Origin of the sequence: Olsenella porci (assembly GCF_009695875.1) — a bacterium.
GTDB classification, from domain to species: Bacteria; Actinomycetota; Coriobacteriia; order Coriobacteriales; family Atopobiaceae; genus Olsenella_H; species Olsenella_H porci.
Window position 1 is genome coordinate 524,154 of the sequence record NZ_VUNC01000001.1, and the last position, 15,213, is coordinate 539,366.

Below are 15,213 nucleotides of genomic sequence, written 5' to 3' on the forward strand. Positions count from 1 at the left end.
CCGCGCTTGAGCCATTGGGGCGGCCCATCCGAAGTCAAGGAAGGGGGAGGGGTGTGACTCCGTGGGCGGCCCCTGTGGGGAGGTGCCACAGGGGAGAGGCCTGCGACATCGTGGCCCCGGACCTCTCCCCTGACAGTGTCTATCCCTGCTGCAGCGACTCCAGTCCCAGCAGCGCCGCTCCGATGGCGCCGCACAGCTGGGAGTCCTCGTGGGTGGCGACCGGCGCGCCCAGCACGTTGGTCAGTGCCTGCACCACACCGGCGTTGTTGGCGACGCCGCCGGTCATGAGGTAGGGGGCCTCTCCATTCACGCGGCGCGCCAGGGTCGCGGTCTTGCGAGCCACGCTCTCGCACAGCCCGTGGATGATGTCGGGCGTGGGGGTGTCCTCGGCCACCAGCGACACCACCTCGCTCTCGGCGAACACCGTGCACATGCTCGAGATCTTGACCTCGTGCTTCCACTCCAGACCGGTGCGGCAGAAGTCCTCCAGCGACATCTCCAGCGTCCTGGCCATCATCTCCATGAAGCGGCCGGTGCCCGCCGCGCACTTGTCGTTCATCACAAAGTTGAGGACGTTGCCCCTGTCGTCCAGGTGGATGACCTTGGAGTCCTGCCCGCCGATGTCGATGATCGTGCGTGCCTCGGGCATGAGGAAGTGCGCACCCTTGGCATGGCAGGTGATCTCGGTGATCGCCGTGTCCATGTCTGGGATGTTGTCGCGCCCATAGCCGGTCGAGACCTTGAGCGCCATGTCCTCCTCGCGCAGCCCGGCCTTCTCCAGCACCTCCGCCTTGGCACGGCGGGCGCTCTCTGTCGCCTTTGCGCCGGTGGGGAGAATGACCGTGGCGACGAGGTTGCCCCTCTCGTCCATGATCGCGGCGTCCGTGGAGGTGGAGCCAGAGTCCACGCCCATCACGTACCCGCGGCCAAGGCCCTCCCTGCTGCCGGCGGCCTCCCGTGCGACATCGGCTCCGTGGAGCGTCTCGCCAAATGCCTCGAGCCTGGTGCGAAGCTGCCCCAAGCTCTGCGAGGTGCCGTCCGTCTCGATCTTGACCATGGGAAGGTCCTCCTCCTTTGTCGCCAGGGCGTACTCAAACCCGTAGTAGTCGCAGAACTTCATGGTGTGGTAGATCACGCCGCGCTGCCCCTTGCCGCCGTGCAGCTTGGCACGCTGGCTCACGTCGTCCATGCGCATGCAGGGCATCTGGTTGAGAAGCGCGCCGGCGTACCAGTCCAGGAACGTGTCCAGGGTGCCGCCCGCCCTTCCTACGCCCGCGCCCGCATCGTCGCCGCAGGCGGAGCAGTCGCCCTCCGACGCGGCGCGCGCGAGCTCCGGAGGGGGAGTCACGAGCAGGTGCCGCTCGGTGCACGTGCCGTTCTCCACCGGGTAGCCCACGCCCTCGCCCACGTTGTCCAGGAGCGCCCGCGTGGCATGGGCGCCAAGCAGGGTCACATGGTCTCCCGTGCTGCGCACGGGTGGCTCGAAGGCTGCCAGCGCCGCGCCCACGTCAAAGCTCCTGCCGCTGTACTCCGCGTAGCGATCTGCGAGGTCGGCGAGACGCGCACGGAACAGCCTTCGCTCCGCCTCGCCTCGCTTGTGGGGCAGGTCCAGCAGGTATATGAAGTCGAAGTCACCCTGCTCGCGCAGCACGTCGTAGGCACGCTTGATCACGTCGCAGCAGGTAATGAGCACCACCTCGCGCACGTCGTCGCGCAGCAGGCGCTCTATCAGGCCCTTGCCGTAGCCGCACAGGTTGGGGTGCGCCAGCCGGTCGGCCTCGTCAAACGACGAGACGTCCGCCTCGGCAAGCTCCGACCTCGCGCCAAAGCCCGCCAGCAGCTCCACGGGCGTGTACTTGCAGGCGTAGTAGACCACGTGCCCACCGTCACGACGCGCCTCGACCCGGTCGCCCGTGCTTCTCTCCACACTCACGCTATTGGGAGTCATGCACCCTCCCCTTCCTCTCTTGCAGCAGCTCCAGAAACGCCGAGAATCGCGTGGACATCTGGCCCTCCATGCAGTTGGCCCGGTCCACCGCGTCGCCGTCCAGCACCAGCGTGGGGAAGCCCGCACCCTCAAGCCGCCCTCGGATGAGCTGCGCCGCCCCCGAGGTCTCCTTGCACCCCCAGTGGCAGAACACCACGGCGCCGTCCGCGCCCGTGCGTTCCGCAAGCCTCACGAGCGTCTGGGCCCTTCTGGTGGCGGGCCCGTTGAAGCAGTTTCTCACGACCCTCTCGGCCATGGCCTCAAAGGGGTGCGTCTCGTCATACAGACGCCCCTCCGGCGGGGTCAGGCAGTCGAACATCATGTCTCCCGCCACGACCTGGGCGGTCTGGCTGCAGTCGACGAGCGAGCCTATGGACCCCAGGAAGTAGGGGGAGACATGCGCCCACACCAGCTTGGCACCGTCATACGCTGGCTGTCGGGCAAGGTCGTCCCCCATGCCGCGCGCCAGGCCCAGGGCCTCGTCGGTCCCCAGCAGCAGGTGGAGGTCGAGCATCTCCATCATGTCCAGGGTCATGGTGTTGGCCAGGTAGCGCTCCCCCCTGTGGGGAAGGGTCGCCTCGAGCGCGTCCTGCGTGGCAAGCGAGCGCGCGACCATCTGACGCAGCAGCGACTCGTCCAGGCTCCTGCCAAAGATGTCCTCTGCCTGGTGCGTCACGTCCCTCAGCTGGTCCGCCACGTAGGCGATGCCGTCGCGCGTGACGTCGTAAGGGACGTCTACGTAGGCGCTCTGGGCTCCCCACCTGCGGGCGAGCGACTTGAAGCTGAGGTTGTTGGCATCGCACGCCACGGAGGTGCTCGCGAGGAGCCTGCGTGGGCGCAGCACGCCCGACTCCGCCATCCCCATCAGGGCGCGGTGGTACGAGCAGTACGTCTCGGGGATTCCCGCCCCCTCGGCGCACCCCAGGAACGCCCCTTCGGCCTGCGCCCCGCTCACGAACGATGCTATCGCCTCTGACGTCACGGGCTTGAGACCCAGCGCGCGCAGGGACTCGGTGGGCATGAAGACGCTCGTGAGCACCGAGTTGTCGGGGTCTGCCATTGCGTCGACCATGGAGCGCATGAACAGGGCATAGCCGCGCCTGCCGGAGGGGAGGAACCTGCCGTCGGGCGCGAACTGGGACTTTCTCGCCATCAGCCGGAACCCGGCCATGAGCCAATGGCGCACCGCATCTGGGTGCGAGTCCAGCCCACGCGCGGCGACGTCGCCGTACCAGCCGATGACCGAGTCGCCCAGGGAGCGCCCCGCCATCACGCGGCCTCCCGGCGGGCGCGCAGCATCTCGAGGAACGCCGAGAAGCGCGTGGACATCTGGCCCTCCATGCAGTTCCCGCGGTCGCATCCGTCTCCGTCCAGCACCAGGGTGGGGAACCCCTGAGACTCGAGCTGCCGGCGCATGAGCTGTGCCGCCCCTGCGGTCTCCTTGCAGCCCCAGTGGACGAAGACCACGGCCCCGTCAGCCCCCGTCTGTCTCGCCAGGGAGCAGAGCCGGTCCGCGCGCCTGGTTGCGGGCCCGTTGAAGCAGTCGTCCAGCAGGCGCTCGGCCATGGCCTCGAAGGGATGGTCGGCGTCGTAGCGGGGCTCGTCCGGCCCTACCTGGTCGTAGAGCATGTCGGTCGCGATGATCTGCGCGTCTCTGCTCTGGCTGGTGGGCTCGGCGATGGAGCGGAGGAAGAACGGTGGGATGTGCCCCCACACGATCGAGACGCCGTCGAAGTCCTGCGCGTCGGCGAGGTCGCGCTCCATGTGGCGTGCCATGCGCAGCGTGTCGTCGGTTCCCAGCCACAGGTGGGTCGCCAGGGCAAGCTGCATCTCGTTACCCATGTCGCTACGCATGAAGTGGCCGCGACGCAGGGGGAGCGACCTGCGCAGCGAGGCGAGCGTCTCCTGGCTGTTGGCAACGTGCCGGCGCAGCTCCTCCTCGTCCAGGTCGGTTCCGTAGGCGCGCTCGGCGGCGTGTGCCAGGGAGCGGAGCTGGTCCGCCACGTAGGACACGGCCGCGGCGTCGTCCGCCGTGGAGTAGGGCACGTCCACGTACACGTGCGGGGTCCCCCACACGTGAGAGAGCGCCTTGAAGCTGAGGTTGTTGGCATCGCAGGGGACCGAGCAGCTGGCAAGGAGCCGCGGTGCGGGGAGCACCCCTGACGTTGCCAGGCCCATGAGCACCTTGTGGAACGAGCAGTAGGTCTCGGGCACGCCCATGCCCTCGGCCTCGCCCACAAAGCCCGTCTCGGCGTGCGCGGCGGTCACGAAGCCGCTCAGGGCCTCGGCGGTCACGGGGTGGACCCCCATCGAGAGGAACATCTCGCTGGGCAGGAAGATGCTCGTGACCACGCTCGAGCCAAAGTCGTTGAGGGCGTCGGTCACGCTCCTGAGGGCGATGCTGGCGGCATCGCGGGAGAAGGGATGGACCTTGAGCTCGGGGAGGATCGTCACCTTGGCGCGCTCCACGTTGAAGGCGACGCTGAGCGCCTGCCGCACCCCCTCGGGGGCATCGTCGATGTGCTGTGCTATGAGGTCGCCGTACCCGTCGAGGATGCGGCCACCCAGGCTCTGCTCTGCCATCAGTCCCTCTCACCCTCGTCCTGCAGGGTCACGACCTCAAAGTCCACGGCGGACGAGTCGATCGCCTCGCGCGGGCCAAAGACCACGACGTCGCGGTTGCTCGCAAGCCCCTCAACCTGTGGGGCAAGCTCGCGCAGCGAGTCCGCGGACACGTCCAGGATCTGCTCCCTCACCCGGTCGCGCCAGCCCTCGGGCCTGAGCGAAATCAGGTCGCCGTCCTGCTGGCGTGCGAGCGCCCGAGGCTTCACGGGCGAGTCGTGTGCGGCCACGCACGACACCACGTAGCCCTCCAGCTCGTCCTCGCCGCCGTCCCAGGAGCGCAGCCAGGGGCCGGCTCCCTCAAAGCGGGCGAGCGTGGGGTCGATGGCGGGGTCGCGGTACGACCAGAACGCCGGCAGCCCGTTGAGGGCGTGGCGGAAGCCGACGCCGTAGGCGCCGCCCTTCACGCGGACCTCGTTCCACAGGTAGTCGAGCGAGAGGGCGCGCGAGGCAACCTGCCAGGCGCCCACCTGGTCCTCGTCGCGCACGCCCGACATGCCCTCGGCGCAGAAGCACACGTCGGAGGGGATCACGAACGCCTCGTCGCGGGTCACCGGCTCGGGGATCAGCAGCCTCTGGGCAGCACCCTCGACCGCGGGCGAGAGGCCCAGGCTGCCGCCCGCTGCCCAGAAGCGCTCCATGTCGTCGCACGAGCAGGTCAGGCTCACCAGCACGTCGTCGCTCGTGAAGATGGCGCGCGCCAGCTCGGCGAGCCTCTTCGAGACATCCCCCTTGCGCTCGCCCCAGTCGGCGATGAGCTCCTTCACAAAGAGGTAGTAGCCCACCCCCGCGCCCAGCGAGTCCGAGACCAGCGCGGCACTCGAGTGGTGGGACGCAAGGCGTGCCGCGGCCGCCGCGTGGCCGGACGACTGAAAGTACTGCTCCAGCTCGATGCGGCGCTGCTGCAGCATGGCGAGCATGCGGTCGGTATCCGCGAACGAAGTGGTGCCCCAGACCTCCGCGGGCAGGGTCGCCAGCGCGTCCACGTTCTCGCTCAGGGAGCTTGCGCCAACCACGAGCTTGGGCACGGCGGAGCCAAGGTCGTCGTGCTCGCTGTAGGTCTCGCAGAAGAAGCTCAGGTTGCCCAGGCTCCTCTCGACCAGCGTGTCTAGCTCGGAAGCGGTGTGGTCGCGCGTGTCGAGCTTGCCCAGGAAGTCGGTCAAGAGCGCCACGTAGGGCAGGTCCTCAAAGGCGACGCGCCTAAGGTCAAAGTAGTGATACGCATACACGATGCGGTGCGTGGGGAGGTCGTGGAACACGCAGGGGAGAGGGGCGTCCACCCTGCTCGCGGGAGTCACCTCTGGGGTGTCCTCGATGTCCGAGAGGTGCAGGCGGGGGAGCGTCGCGAGGGCCTCGGGGGAGTCGGGCGCCTCCTGCTCGGAGCGCAGCGCCGCGACCTCGTCTCGTATGCCCTGAACCTGCTCCGGCCCCATCTCGTCGCGCAGCTGCGCCAGCTCGCGCGCCTCCTCGCTCGCCGCGCCGTCCGCGAGGGGCACCAGCTCCACCTCGGCGCTGTGGGACGACTCGCATACCAGGGAGCCCAGGAGACGCTCGAAGTAGCCGTTGTCCAGGCCACTCCGCATGGACGCGATGGCATCCTCGTAGCGCAGGTAGTCCACGGGCCTGCCGTCGTCGTAGAGCCAGCTCGAGAGCGCGACCATCGAGATCGCGACGCCGTCGGCATACGATCCCCAGTCGCCCTCGCGCAGGTTGAACTCCGCCTGGGCCAGTGACGCCTCAAGCCGGTCGCGACCGATGCCGTTGCGCGCGAGGTCCGCGCACGTTTGCTCCAGCAGCTCGCGGAAGCGGTTCGCCACGTCGGGCTTTGACCCTCGCAGCTGAAAGGCCACGAGCGGCTGCTGCGTGCCGTCCAGCAGGATCGCGTCAAAGTCGTCCGCCAGGCCGGAGTCCAGCATGGCGCGCTTGAGGGGTGCCTCGTTGGAACCGGCGATCGCGTCGAGCAGGATGCTCGTGGCAAGCACTCGCTCGCGGTCGGCGTAGGTGCCGATCACGTAGCCCGCGGCGACGGATGCGTTCTGGGGCGTCGTCGCCATGGTCACGCGCGAGAGGCCCGCACGCACGGCGGGCTGGAGCGGCAATGGGTTGGGTTCGCCGGCGTCGCGACGGGTGGCACCACGGAACCTCTCGTCCACAAACGTCAGCTCGCGGTCAACGTCCAGGTCGCCGTAGAGGATGGTGTAGCTGTTGGAGAGGTCGTAGTGGCGCGCATGGGTGCGCAGGAACTCCTCGTAGGTGAGCGTGGGGATGGCGCGGGGGTCGCCGCCCGACTCGTAGCGGTACGGAGTCTGGGGGAACAGCGCGCGGTACAGCGCGTGGAACAGGACGTCGTCGGGGTCGCTCATGGCGCCCTTCATCTCGTTGAGGACCACGCCGTTGTAGCTCAGGCCACCGTCGTCGGCAACCTCAAGGTGCCAGCCCTCCTGCTCGAAGATGCGCTTGCGATGGTAGATCGCGGGATGGAGCACCGCGTCAAGGTACACGTCCATCAGGTTCTCGAGGTCGGCCACGTTGGTCGACGCCACGGGGTACATGGTCTTGTCCGGGAACGTGAGCGCGTTGAGGAACGTCTGCATCGACGTCTTGAGCAGGTTGACGAAGGGCTCCTTCACGGGGAAGCGGTCGCTGCCGCACAGCACGGAGTGCTCCAGGATGTGGAACACGCCCGTGTCGTCCGCGGGTGGCGTCTTGAACGCGATTGCGAACGACTTGTTGTTGTCCGGGACGGCGATCCACATGGCGCGTGCTCCCGTCGCGGGGTGGGAGAACACGTAGGCGGTGCCGCCAAGCTCCGGGATGGGCTCGACGGCGGTGACGGTGAACCCGGCGTGCGTGGACCCAACGCCCAGGCGCGGGTCGGGCTTTGAGAACGGCGCGTTGGCGCCGGTGCTGGTATCGGTCATGTCAAGTCTCCTTCTGGCGCCGCGCCACGGGGCCGGCACCTGCGGTTAACGGGCACTAATTTACCCCTCGGCGCCGCCGCGGATAACCCGTTGGATGTTACAGTCCTATGTGCTTGCTCAAAACGTCGCAAAGGGGGCACCAAGTGGGGGAGAGGGACGTCGTCGCCCTCGAGAGGGTTGACAGGGACGACGGGGACTCCGTCTCCGGGGGAGAGACGCGTGGGCAGCAGGCTCGCAAGCCCTCCCTCATGAGGGGAGTCATCCTCACCCTCGCGGGAGGGACGCTCTGGGGCCTCAACGGCACGCTCTCCAAGGTGCTCATGGGCACCTACGGCGTTGACCCGCTCTGGCTTGCCTGCGCGCGCGAGCTCACTGCCTGCTGGCTGTTCCTTGCCGTGGCGGGCACCCACAGCCCCTCAAGGCTCAAGGGCTGCCTTCGCAGCGGCCGGGCACTGCTCGGCGTGGCGTCCGTGGGCATCTGCTCGATCCTGCTATCGCAGGTGGCCTACCTCGAGGCCATCGACTGGACCAACTCCGCCACGGCAACGGTGCTCCAGAGCCTCTCGGTGGTCATCGTGATGCTCTTTGTGTGCCTGGTGAACAGGCGCCTGCCGCGCAAGCGCGAGCTCGTGGGGGTGGCGCTGGCGTTCGCCGGCACGTACCTGGTGGCGACTGGTGGCGACCTGGGGGCGCTCAGGCTCCCGCCCATGGGGCTCGCCTGGGGCCTCACCTGCGCCATAGCGGCGACCATCCTGGCCATCCAACCCATTCGCCTCATCGAGCGCTGGGGCAACTTCACCGTCAACGGCCTGGCATTCCTGATCTCGGGCGTCGTGCTCTCGGCCTTCGTCCGCCCCTGGGCGCACATGCCGGCGCTTGACGCCATGGGCTGGACGCTCGTGGTGCTCTCCATTGTGTTCGGCACCTTTGGGGCCTACGCCCTCTACCTGCAGGGCGTCAAGGAGGTCGGGTCCATGCGCGGCGCAATGCTGGGAACCAGCGAGCCCGTCATGGCAACGGTCAGCTCGGTCGTTCTGCTCGGGGCGGTGTTCTCGCCTGGCGACCTCCTTGGCTTCGCGATGATCATCGCGATGGTGTTCCTCACGGCGTAGGGATGGCGGCGGGGCGTCCCGCCGTGGAGCCGCACACAAGAGGGCGGCGCCGACCAGGTGCCATCGCCCAGCCAGCGCCGTCCGCCACAACCCGCAGGGGACCTCTTTTCTCCGCTATCGCTTCACCACCAGCACGTCGCACTTTGCGTTGCGGGTGAGGTATGTCGAGATCGAGCCCAGCAGCGCATACTTGATGGACGAGAGACCACGTGCGCCACAGACCACGAGGTCGGGCTCGATGGCGTCGAGCATCTCCTCCTTCAGGGTCTCGCGGATGCGGCCTGCCTTCACGATGACCTCGATCTTCTTGATCTGGTTGTTCTCCTCTTCGGCCTTCTTGACCTTGTCGGCGATCGAGGCGCGGAAGCTCTTCTCCAGGTCGTTGATCAACTCGAAGGGGTAGGTCCCCGCCGTCTCGAGCGCGGTCGAGTCGATAACGTGGCCAATGTAGAGCTCTGCGTTGTTGTTTGCCGCCACGATGATGGCTCGGTCGAGCACCTTGTCCTGTTGCTCGCTGCCATCCAGGGAGACGAACACCTTGTCATACCCAAGGTCCTGATACACCGTCATGTCAAACACCTCCGGAATCGTGTGGTAGCGCCATCCGTTGCCTGCAATCTACCCGTTTGAAACCCGCCGACGGGGGAGGCATCCGCAAACGGCCCTCACGGTCGCCTCGTGGTCTGTGGGAGGGGACCGTGCCCGCGGCATTGCCGCCAACCTGCGGACTTCATGGTTTCTCGCCCTGCCGCCCCCGGGCGTAGGGGTGGCGCATCACTATTGGTAGGCTGCCTATCTGAGGAGGAGATCCTTGAATCTGATCGAATTGCTCAAGGCCGCGCTGTACGGCGTGGTGGAGGGAATCACCGAGTGGCTTCCCATTTCGTCGACGGGGCACATGCTCCTGCTCGACCAGTTCGTCAAGCTGGACGTGTCCAAGGACTTCTGGGACATGTTCCTCGTGGTGATTCAGCTGGGCGCCATCCTTGCCGTGTGCGTGCTCTTCTTCCACCAGCTCAACCCCTTCTCGCGGTCCAAAACCGCAGATGAGCGCAAGTCCACCTGGGGACTCTGGGCAAAGATTATCGTGGCGTGCCTGCCCGCGGCGGTTATCGGCATCCCGCTGGACGACTGGATGGAAGAGCACTTGGGCAGCCCGTTCGTGATCGCCGCTGCCCTCATCGTCTACGGCGTCATCTTCATCGTCATCGAGAACGTGCGCGAGCACAGGGCGCTCGAGATCGCCGAGTCGGGTACGCGACCCACAGGCCCCAAGCACCTCTCCCGTCCGAGCGTCGAGGACGACGCGAGTCTTGCCTCCCTCGCCGACGCCGAGGCACCCGTGCAGGACGTCGACTCCATCGGCTGGGGTACCGCGATCGGCATCGGCCTGTTCCAGGTTCTGAGCATGGTCCCTGGCACGTCCCGCTCTGGCTCCACCATCATCGGCGGCCTGCTCCTGGGGTGCTCCCGCACCGCTGCCGCGGAGTTCACGTTCTACCTGGCCGTCCCCGTCATGGTCGGTGCCAGTGGCCTGCGCCTGGTCAAGTACTTCATCAAGGGCAACGTCTTCAGCGCCAACGAGACGGCGATCCTGCTCACGGGCTGCATCGTGGCCTTCGTGGTCTCGCTGCTGGCCATCCGCTTCCTCATGGGCTTTGTGAAGAGGCACGACTTCAAGCCCTTCGGCTGGTACCGCATCGTCCTGGGCGTCGCGGTCATCGCATACTTCGCCCTTGTGGCATAGGCTTTGCCAAATGGTGTCGTGACGCCCGCCGGTGGGTTCCCTCCCGCCGACGGGCGCCTCTCGTCTCTGCCGCATCGACAAAAGGGAGTGCTGATATGACCAGGATCCTCTACGTGTGTCACGGAAACATCTGCCGCTCGACCATGGCCCAGTTCGTGATGGACGAGCTCGCCCGGCGCGCGGGCATGTCGGGCGAGGTGTCGTGCGACAGCGCCGCCACCAGCACGGAGGAGCTGGGTAACGACGTCCATCCCGGCACGCGGGAACAGCTCCGGTGGGTGGGGATTCCGTGTGGGCACCATCGCTCGCGCCAGATGGGGCCGCGGGACTACCGCGACTTCGACCTTATCGTGGGGATGGACGCGGACAACATGGATGGCATCACGCGTCTCCTCCTGGGCGAGACGGGCCCGGGCTGGTCGTGGCGGCCCACCACGGAGGAGCAGCGCCGCCGTGCGGACCCCGAGTGCAAGGTGTCGAGGCTGCTTGACTGGGCTGGCCTCGACCGAGACGTAGCCGACCCCTGGTACACGGGCGACTTCGTGGCGACCTACCATGACGTGCTGGCTGGCTGCCAGGCGATGCTGGACGCGATTAAGGAGGGCCGCACCTCTCCCCTGGGGTAGCATTCCGCAGAAAGCGCGACGGTGCCGATGGTGTGTCCCGGGGTCCCAAACGCTACCATGGTGGGGCATGGTACCTCGAGGATTGGTGGAGACATGCCGGGCAAGCGTTCTAACGTCATCTCGTGGGACGAGTTCTTCATGCGGGTCGCGATCGCGGCCGCGCTGCGTAGCAAGGATCCCAAGACGCAGGTTGGCGCCTGCATCGCGGACACCAACAACCGCATCCTCTCCGTGGGCTACAACGGCACCCCCTCGGGCATCAACGACGACGAGTTCCCCTGGGGCACGTCGGACGACCCGCTCTTTGACAAGCACAACTACGTGATCCACGCCGAGGCAAACGCGATTCTCAACTACCGAGGTTCGCTCAAGGACATGCAGGGCGGACGCGTGTACGTCACGCTCTTTCCCTGCCAGGAGTGCGCCAAGATGCTGGTCCAGGCGGGGATAGGCGAGGTCGTGTACCTGGACGACAAGTACGAGGGGACCACCGGCAACCTGGTGGCGCGCTCGGTGTTCGACCGCTGCGGCGTGGACTACCGGCAGATCCACCTTCGCGAGCAGGCGCTCGAGTAGGGATGGAGCTCCTCTCTCCCGCAGGCGGTCCCGAGCAGCTGGCACTCGCCATCCACTTTGGCGCCGACAGCGTGTACCTGGCGGGAAGGCGCTGGGGCATGCGGTCGCGTGCCGCCAACTTCGACGACGAAGGTCTTGCCCGGGCGGTCGCCTATGCCCATCGGCATAGCGCGCGCGTGCATGTGACGGTCAACACCGTGATGCGCGACCGTGACGTGGACGAGCTGCCTGCGTTCCTCCGTCTTCTCGATGACATCGGGGTCGACGCGGTCATAGCCGCAGACCTCGCAGCGATTTCGCTCGCGCGGGAGTTTGCGCCCCACGTCGCCATCCACGTCTCCACGCAGGCGAGCGTGATGAGCGCACGAGCCGCCGAGGAGTACGCGCGACTGGGTGCCACCAGGGTGGTCCTGGGGCGAGAGATGACCCTCTCCCAGATTGCCGAGCTGCGTCGTCGGGTCACTGACGAGCTGGAGCTCGAGTGCTTCGCCCATGGCTCGATGTGCATGGCGTACTCGGGCCGCTGCCTGCTCTCCGCGCACCTCATGGGTCCCGGGCGCTCCGCGTCGGACGGTTCCTGCGTACAGCCCTGCCGCTGGGCGTGGAGGCTGGGGGAGGAGAGGGACCCGTCCGTCTCCGCCACGCTGGAGAGCGACGGCGAGGCTAGCTACCTCCTCTCGTCCAACGACCTCTGCATGATTGACCACCTGGGCGAGCTGCGCCAGGCGGGCGTGGACTGCATCAAGCTTGAGGGGCGGAACAAGGGCGCGTACTATGCCGCGGCGGTCACCAACGCGTACCGGCACGTGCTCGACGGCGACCCGGTGCTACCCTGGCGAGACGAACTCGACCTCGTGAGCCACCGACCCTACTCCACGGGCTTCTACCTGGGCGAGCCCACGCAGAACCCCGGGCGGCAGGACTACGCGCGTGACCGTCGGCTCGTCGCGGTCGTGGAGGGGTGCGAGAGGCGCGAGGAAGGCTGGCTGGCGACCGTTCGGTGCCGAAACCGTGCGGAGGCTGGCGCGAAAGTCGACGTGCTGTCTCCGGGGGAACCCGTCCGCTCTGCCGTGCTTGGAGAGGCCCTCGTCACCAACGGACAGGCCTACGACGTGCCGCTCCCGTTCTCGGTGGAGCCCCTTGATCTGCTCTGCGCGCGAGAGGACCGTGGCGACTGAGCCGACGGTTCCCAGGGAACCGTCGGCTGAGGGGCCGGCTTCCGCTGGCTGTCAGCGTCGCGGGGAACGGCGCAGTTCGCCATTGTGCGGAAAAGAGCTCAAGGAAGGGATGCGGGCAGCCCATCCCGTGCCGCCGGGAAAACAGTTTCCCGTGATGGGTGACTATCAGGATTCAAACCATGGCAACAAACTCCCGACGTGAGTGCACATATCGGGGATTTGCTGCCAACCGCTGGCCTCTGGAATCTCGTGTGACCCAACTACCTGCATAAACTCGGTATTGGCCTGAATGCCAGGAAGGGATGATGCCGACAATGGCGCTCATATCGGGCTTCTGCCGCCATGGTACGAACCTTGATGCATGGCACGTGTGGTTTTGGAGGTCCCGGGGAAGGTGGCACTCGTTGGCCGCACGTTCCCGCTATCGGGCGCTCGTGCCTGAAATCGCGTCCCGTGTGTACACGCGGGATGGGCTTTCTGACAACGTGGAGCTGCTGATGCCCCGCCAACAGGGGGAAGGCGTTGGGGGTGACGGTTCCATGTCAATAATCTCGTGGTGCGTGTACACACAGGACGCGATTCCTGGCACGAGGGACCCCTTCCCTTCTTTGACCTTGAGGGGCCTCATGTGCTGTTGAAACGGGAATCCGTAGCTCACCTGCGTATGAGCGCCATGGGGTTCAGTCAGGTACCTGGCCCACTGTGTCCCGAGTACGCCGGTAGCACCCCAGCGCTACTTGGCGGGAGAAACGTACCCACTGTCCACGGTGATCTGGCATCGGGCCTCGGGGACGCGCTCCCTCACTGCGGCGCACACGCGCTCGCGCAGCTCGTCGTCGCTCATGCCAAGGTCGTCCGGCCTCACCACGTCCAGGGTCACCAGGTGGTCGCTGCTGTCCCTCCCGTGCTCGGTGTCCACGTCGTGGACGGAGAGGCGCGGGTCTATCTGCCGAACGCGTACGTTGAGCCAGTTCATGAGGTCGCGCCCGCCAGCATCCATCTCCACTGGGTCGCAGTGCAGCACGATCCTTAGGTTGTCCTGCTCCAGCAGGTCGCGCTCGATCTGGTCGAGCACGCGGTGGCTCTCGCGCACCGTGGTGTCGGCGTTCATCTGCACATGCGCGCTCGCAAACTGGCGACCGGGGCCGTAGTCGTGGATTAGGAGGTCGTGCGTCCCCAGCACGCCGGGGTAGCTCAGGATCTTGTCGTGGACCCTCTGCACCAGCTGCTCGTTGGGGGTGTCGCCCAGGAGGGGGTTCACGGTGTCGCCCAGCAGGCCAAAGCCACTCCACACGATGAAGGCGGCGACCGCCAGGCCCATCCAGCCGTCCAGGTCCAGGGGCGTGGTGGCAGAGACGATCGCGGCAACCAGGACCGCGGAGCTGGTTATCACGTCGTTGCGCGAGTCTACCGCCGTGGCCTCGAGCGTGACGCTGTCAATGTGGCGCGCGAGCGTGCGGTTGAAGTGCGCCATCCACAGCTTCACCCCGATGGAGAGGAGCAGCGCCAAGACGGTCGCCACGCCAAACTCTGCCGGGCTGGGGCTCATGATGCGCTCGATGCTGGAGCGTCCCAGCTCCACGCCCACCAGGATGATCATGACCGAGACGAGCATGCCCGCCAGGTACTCGTAGCGCCCGTGGCCGTAGGGGTGACCCTGGTCGGCGGGTCGGCTCGCGAGCTTGAAGCCGACGAGGCTTACGATGTTGCTCGAGGCATCGGAGAGGTTGTTCACGGCATCCGCCACGATCGAGACCGATCCCGAGAGCACGCCCACAAGGCCCTTGGCGGCACAGAGTACCAAGTTGAGCACGATGCAGGTCATGCTCGAGAGAAGCCCGTAGCTTGCGCGCACGCGGGGGTTGCCCACGTCGTCGGAATCCCTCACGAACGTCCTCACCAGCCAGGAGACCATGGTCTTCTCTCCTTCCCCGAGCCCAGACGGCGAGTGTAGCGCTTTTCCCGTCCTCGCTGGAGCCGTGCGCCTCGAGTGATGCTACTCCCGCTCCCTGACGCGCAGATGGACGCTGTCGCCGGGCTTCTTCCCAAGCTTCTCGCGAATCGACTTGAGCATCCCGATGATGTAGCAGACGCTTCCGTCCTCGTTCCTCACGCCCATGTTCACGATGCTGCCGTCATAAGGGATGCCGTCGAACTCCACGTGCACCTTCACTCGTCCTCGGCCGAACTCGTCGCGGATGTTCCAGGGAAACGGGACGTAGGCCCCGCCCTTGTCCGGAACGTCCCGGATGACTGCGTCGTACTCGTAGGCGCGCTCGTTCACGACTGCCTCCCAGCCCCGTTAGCTGCCCCAAGATTCCACCATCATAGGGGAGGGGTGCCCGTGCTCCGCCCATCGCACTCCGCTCATCGTCTGGAGTCCTCGCGGGAGGGGCGCCTTCGTCCGCGGTCACGGCTAGACTCTTCACGGACAAACCAAGACA

At 66.8% G+C, this 15,213-nt stretch carries 12 protein-coding genes; 5 read left to right on the forward strand and 7 right to left on the reverse strand.

Going from position 1 to position 15,213, the window contains the following annotated elements:
* Positions 1–139: 139 nt before the first annotated feature.
* The 4 genes from FYJ68_RS02350 to FYJ68_RS02365 are packed head-to-tail and all read right to left on the reverse strand — an operon-like array spanning position 140 to position 7,530.
* On the reverse strand, positions 140–1,948 hold the full coding sequence (locus FYJ68_RS02350) for an acyl-CoA dehydratase activase (protein WP_154433684.1): 1,809 nt from the start codon (positions 1,946–1,948) through the stop codon (positions 140–142).
* The gene (locus FYJ68_RS02355; protein WP_229771974.1) at positions 1,935–3,257 is read right to left on the reverse strand and encodes a 2-hydroxyacyl-CoA dehydratase subunit D; all 1,323 of its coding nucleotides are present in this window, start codon (positions 3,255–3,257) and stop codon (positions 1,935–1,937) included. Before FYJ68_RS02355 ends, FYJ68_RS02350 begins: the two co-directional genes overlap by 14 nt.
* A complete protein-coding gene (locus FYJ68_RS02360; protein ID WP_154433686.1) occupies positions 3,257–4,570 on the reverse strand; it encodes a 2-hydroxyacyl-CoA dehydratase subunit D in 1,314 nt (437 codons plus the stop codon). The genes FYJ68_RS02355 and FYJ68_RS02360 overlap by 1 nt, the downstream gene beginning before the upstream one ends.
* The gene (locus FYJ68_RS02365; RefSeq protein ID WP_154433687.1) at positions 4,570–7,530 is read right to left on the reverse strand and encodes an insulinase family protein; all 2,961 of its coding nucleotides are present in this window, start codon (positions 7,528–7,530) and stop codon (positions 4,570–4,572) included. The genes FYJ68_RS02360 and FYJ68_RS02365 overlap by 1 nt, the downstream gene beginning before the upstream one ends.
* 143 nt (positions 7,531–7,673) lie before the next feature.
* On the opposite strand from FYJ68_RS02365, the gene FYJ68_RS02370 reads away from it, so the two are divergent.
* A complete protein-coding gene (locus FYJ68_RS02370) occupies positions 7,674–8,642 on the forward strand; it encodes a DMT family transporter (RefSeq protein ID WP_326832166.1) in 969 nt (322 codons plus the stop codon).
* Positions 8,643–8,756: 114 nt separating this feature from the next.
* Here the strand turns inward: FYJ68_RS02370 and FYJ68_RS02375 are convergent, their stop codons facing one another.
* Positions 8,757–9,212, reverse strand: coding sequence for a universal stress protein (locus FYJ68_RS02375; protein ID WP_154433689.1), 456 nt, complete (start codon positions 9,210–9,212; stop codon positions 8,757–8,759).
* Positions 9,213–9,453: 241 nt separating this feature from the next.
* On the opposite strand from FYJ68_RS02375, the gene FYJ68_RS02380 reads away from it, so the two are divergent.
* The 4 genes from FYJ68_RS02380 to FYJ68_RS02395 all read left to right on the forward strand — a co-directional run bounded on the left by FYJ68_RS02380 (position 9,454) and on the right by FYJ68_RS02395 (position 12,769).
* Positions 9,454–10,389 carry an undecaprenyl-diphosphate phosphatase gene (locus FYJ68_RS02380; protein WP_154433690.1) on the forward strand — a complete coding sequence of 312 codons (936 nt, stop codon included), beginning with the start codon at positions 9,454–9,456 and terminating at the stop codon, positions 10,387–10,389.
* 95 nt (positions 10,390–10,484) lie between these two features.
* Positions 10,485–11,015: a low molecular weight protein-tyrosine-phosphatase gene (locus FYJ68_RS02385; protein WP_154433691.1), complete on the forward strand. Its 531-nt coding sequence runs from the start codon at positions 10,485–10,487 to the stop codon at positions 11,013–11,015.
* A gap of 93 nt (positions 11,016–11,108) precedes the next feature.
* Positions 11,109–11,591 carry a deoxycytidylate deaminase gene (locus FYJ68_RS02390; RefSeq protein ID WP_154433692.1) on the forward strand — a complete coding sequence of 161 codons (483 nt, stop codon included), beginning with the start codon at positions 11,109–11,111 and terminating at the stop codon, positions 11,589–11,591.
* A 2-nt stretch (positions 11,592–11,593) separates the two neighbouring features.
* Complete coding sequence (locus FYJ68_RS02395) at positions 11,594–12,769, forward strand: U32 family peptidase (RefSeq protein WP_154433693.1); 1,176 nt, start codon at positions 11,594–11,596, stop codon at positions 12,767–12,769.
* Positions 12,770–13,502: 733 nt separating this feature from the next.
* Here FYJ68_RS02395 and FYJ68_RS02400 read toward each other — a convergent pair.
* Positions 13,503–14,684 (reverse strand): cation diffusion facilitator family transporter, encoded by a 1,182-nt coding sequence (locus FYJ68_RS02400; protein WP_154433694.1) that lies wholly within the window; start codon positions 14,682–14,684, stop codon positions 13,503–13,505.
* A gap of 81 nt (positions 14,685–14,765) precedes the next feature.
* Positions 14,766–15,053 carry a DUF1905 domain-containing protein gene (locus FYJ68_RS02405; protein WP_326832167.1) on the reverse strand — a complete coding sequence of 96 codons (288 nt, stop codon included), beginning with the start codon at positions 15,051–15,053 and terminating at the stop codon, positions 14,766–14,768.
* Between the last annotated feature and the right edge of the window lie 160 nt (positions 15,054–15,213).

Excerpts from the sequence above, each read along its gene's own strand:
- FYJ68_RS02375 (WP_154433689.1), bottom strand. The coding sequence starts at position 9,212 with ATGACGGTGTATCAGGACCTTGGGTATGACAAGGTGTTCGTCTCCCTG.
- FYJ68_RS02395 (WP_154433693.1), top strand. The coding sequence starts at position 11,594 with ATGGAGCTCCTCTCTCCCGCAGGCGGTCCCGAGCAGCTGGCACTCGCC.
- FYJ68_RS02360 (WP_154433686.1), bottom strand. The coding sequence starts at position 4,570 with ATGGCAGAGCAGAGCCTGGGTGGCCGCATCCTCGACGGGTACGGCGAC.
- FYJ68_RS02350 (WP_154433684.1), bottom strand. The coding sequence starts at position 1,948 with ATGACTCCCAATAGCGTGAGTGTGGAGAGAAGCACGGGCGACCGGGTC.
- FYJ68_RS02390 (WP_154433692.1), top strand. The coding sequence starts at position 11,109 with ATGCCGGGCAAGCGTTCTAACGTCATCTCGTGGGACGAGTTCTTCATG.
- FYJ68_RS02400 (WP_154433694.1), bottom strand. The coding sequence starts at position 14,684 with ATGGTCTCCTGGCTGGTGAGGACGTTCGTGAGGGATTCCGACGACGTG.
- FYJ68_RS02385 (WP_154433691.1), top strand. The coding sequence starts at position 10,485 with ATGACCAGGATCCTCTACGTGTGTCACGGAAACATCTGCCGCTCGACC.
- FYJ68_RS02355 (WP_229771974.1), bottom strand. The coding sequence starts at position 3,257 with ATGGCGGGGCGCTCCCTGGGCGACTCGGTCATCGGCTGGTACGGCGAC.
- FYJ68_RS02365 (WP_154433687.1), bottom strand. The coding sequence starts at position 7,530 with ATGACCGATACCAGCACCGGCGCCAACGCGCCGTTCTCAAAGCCCGAC.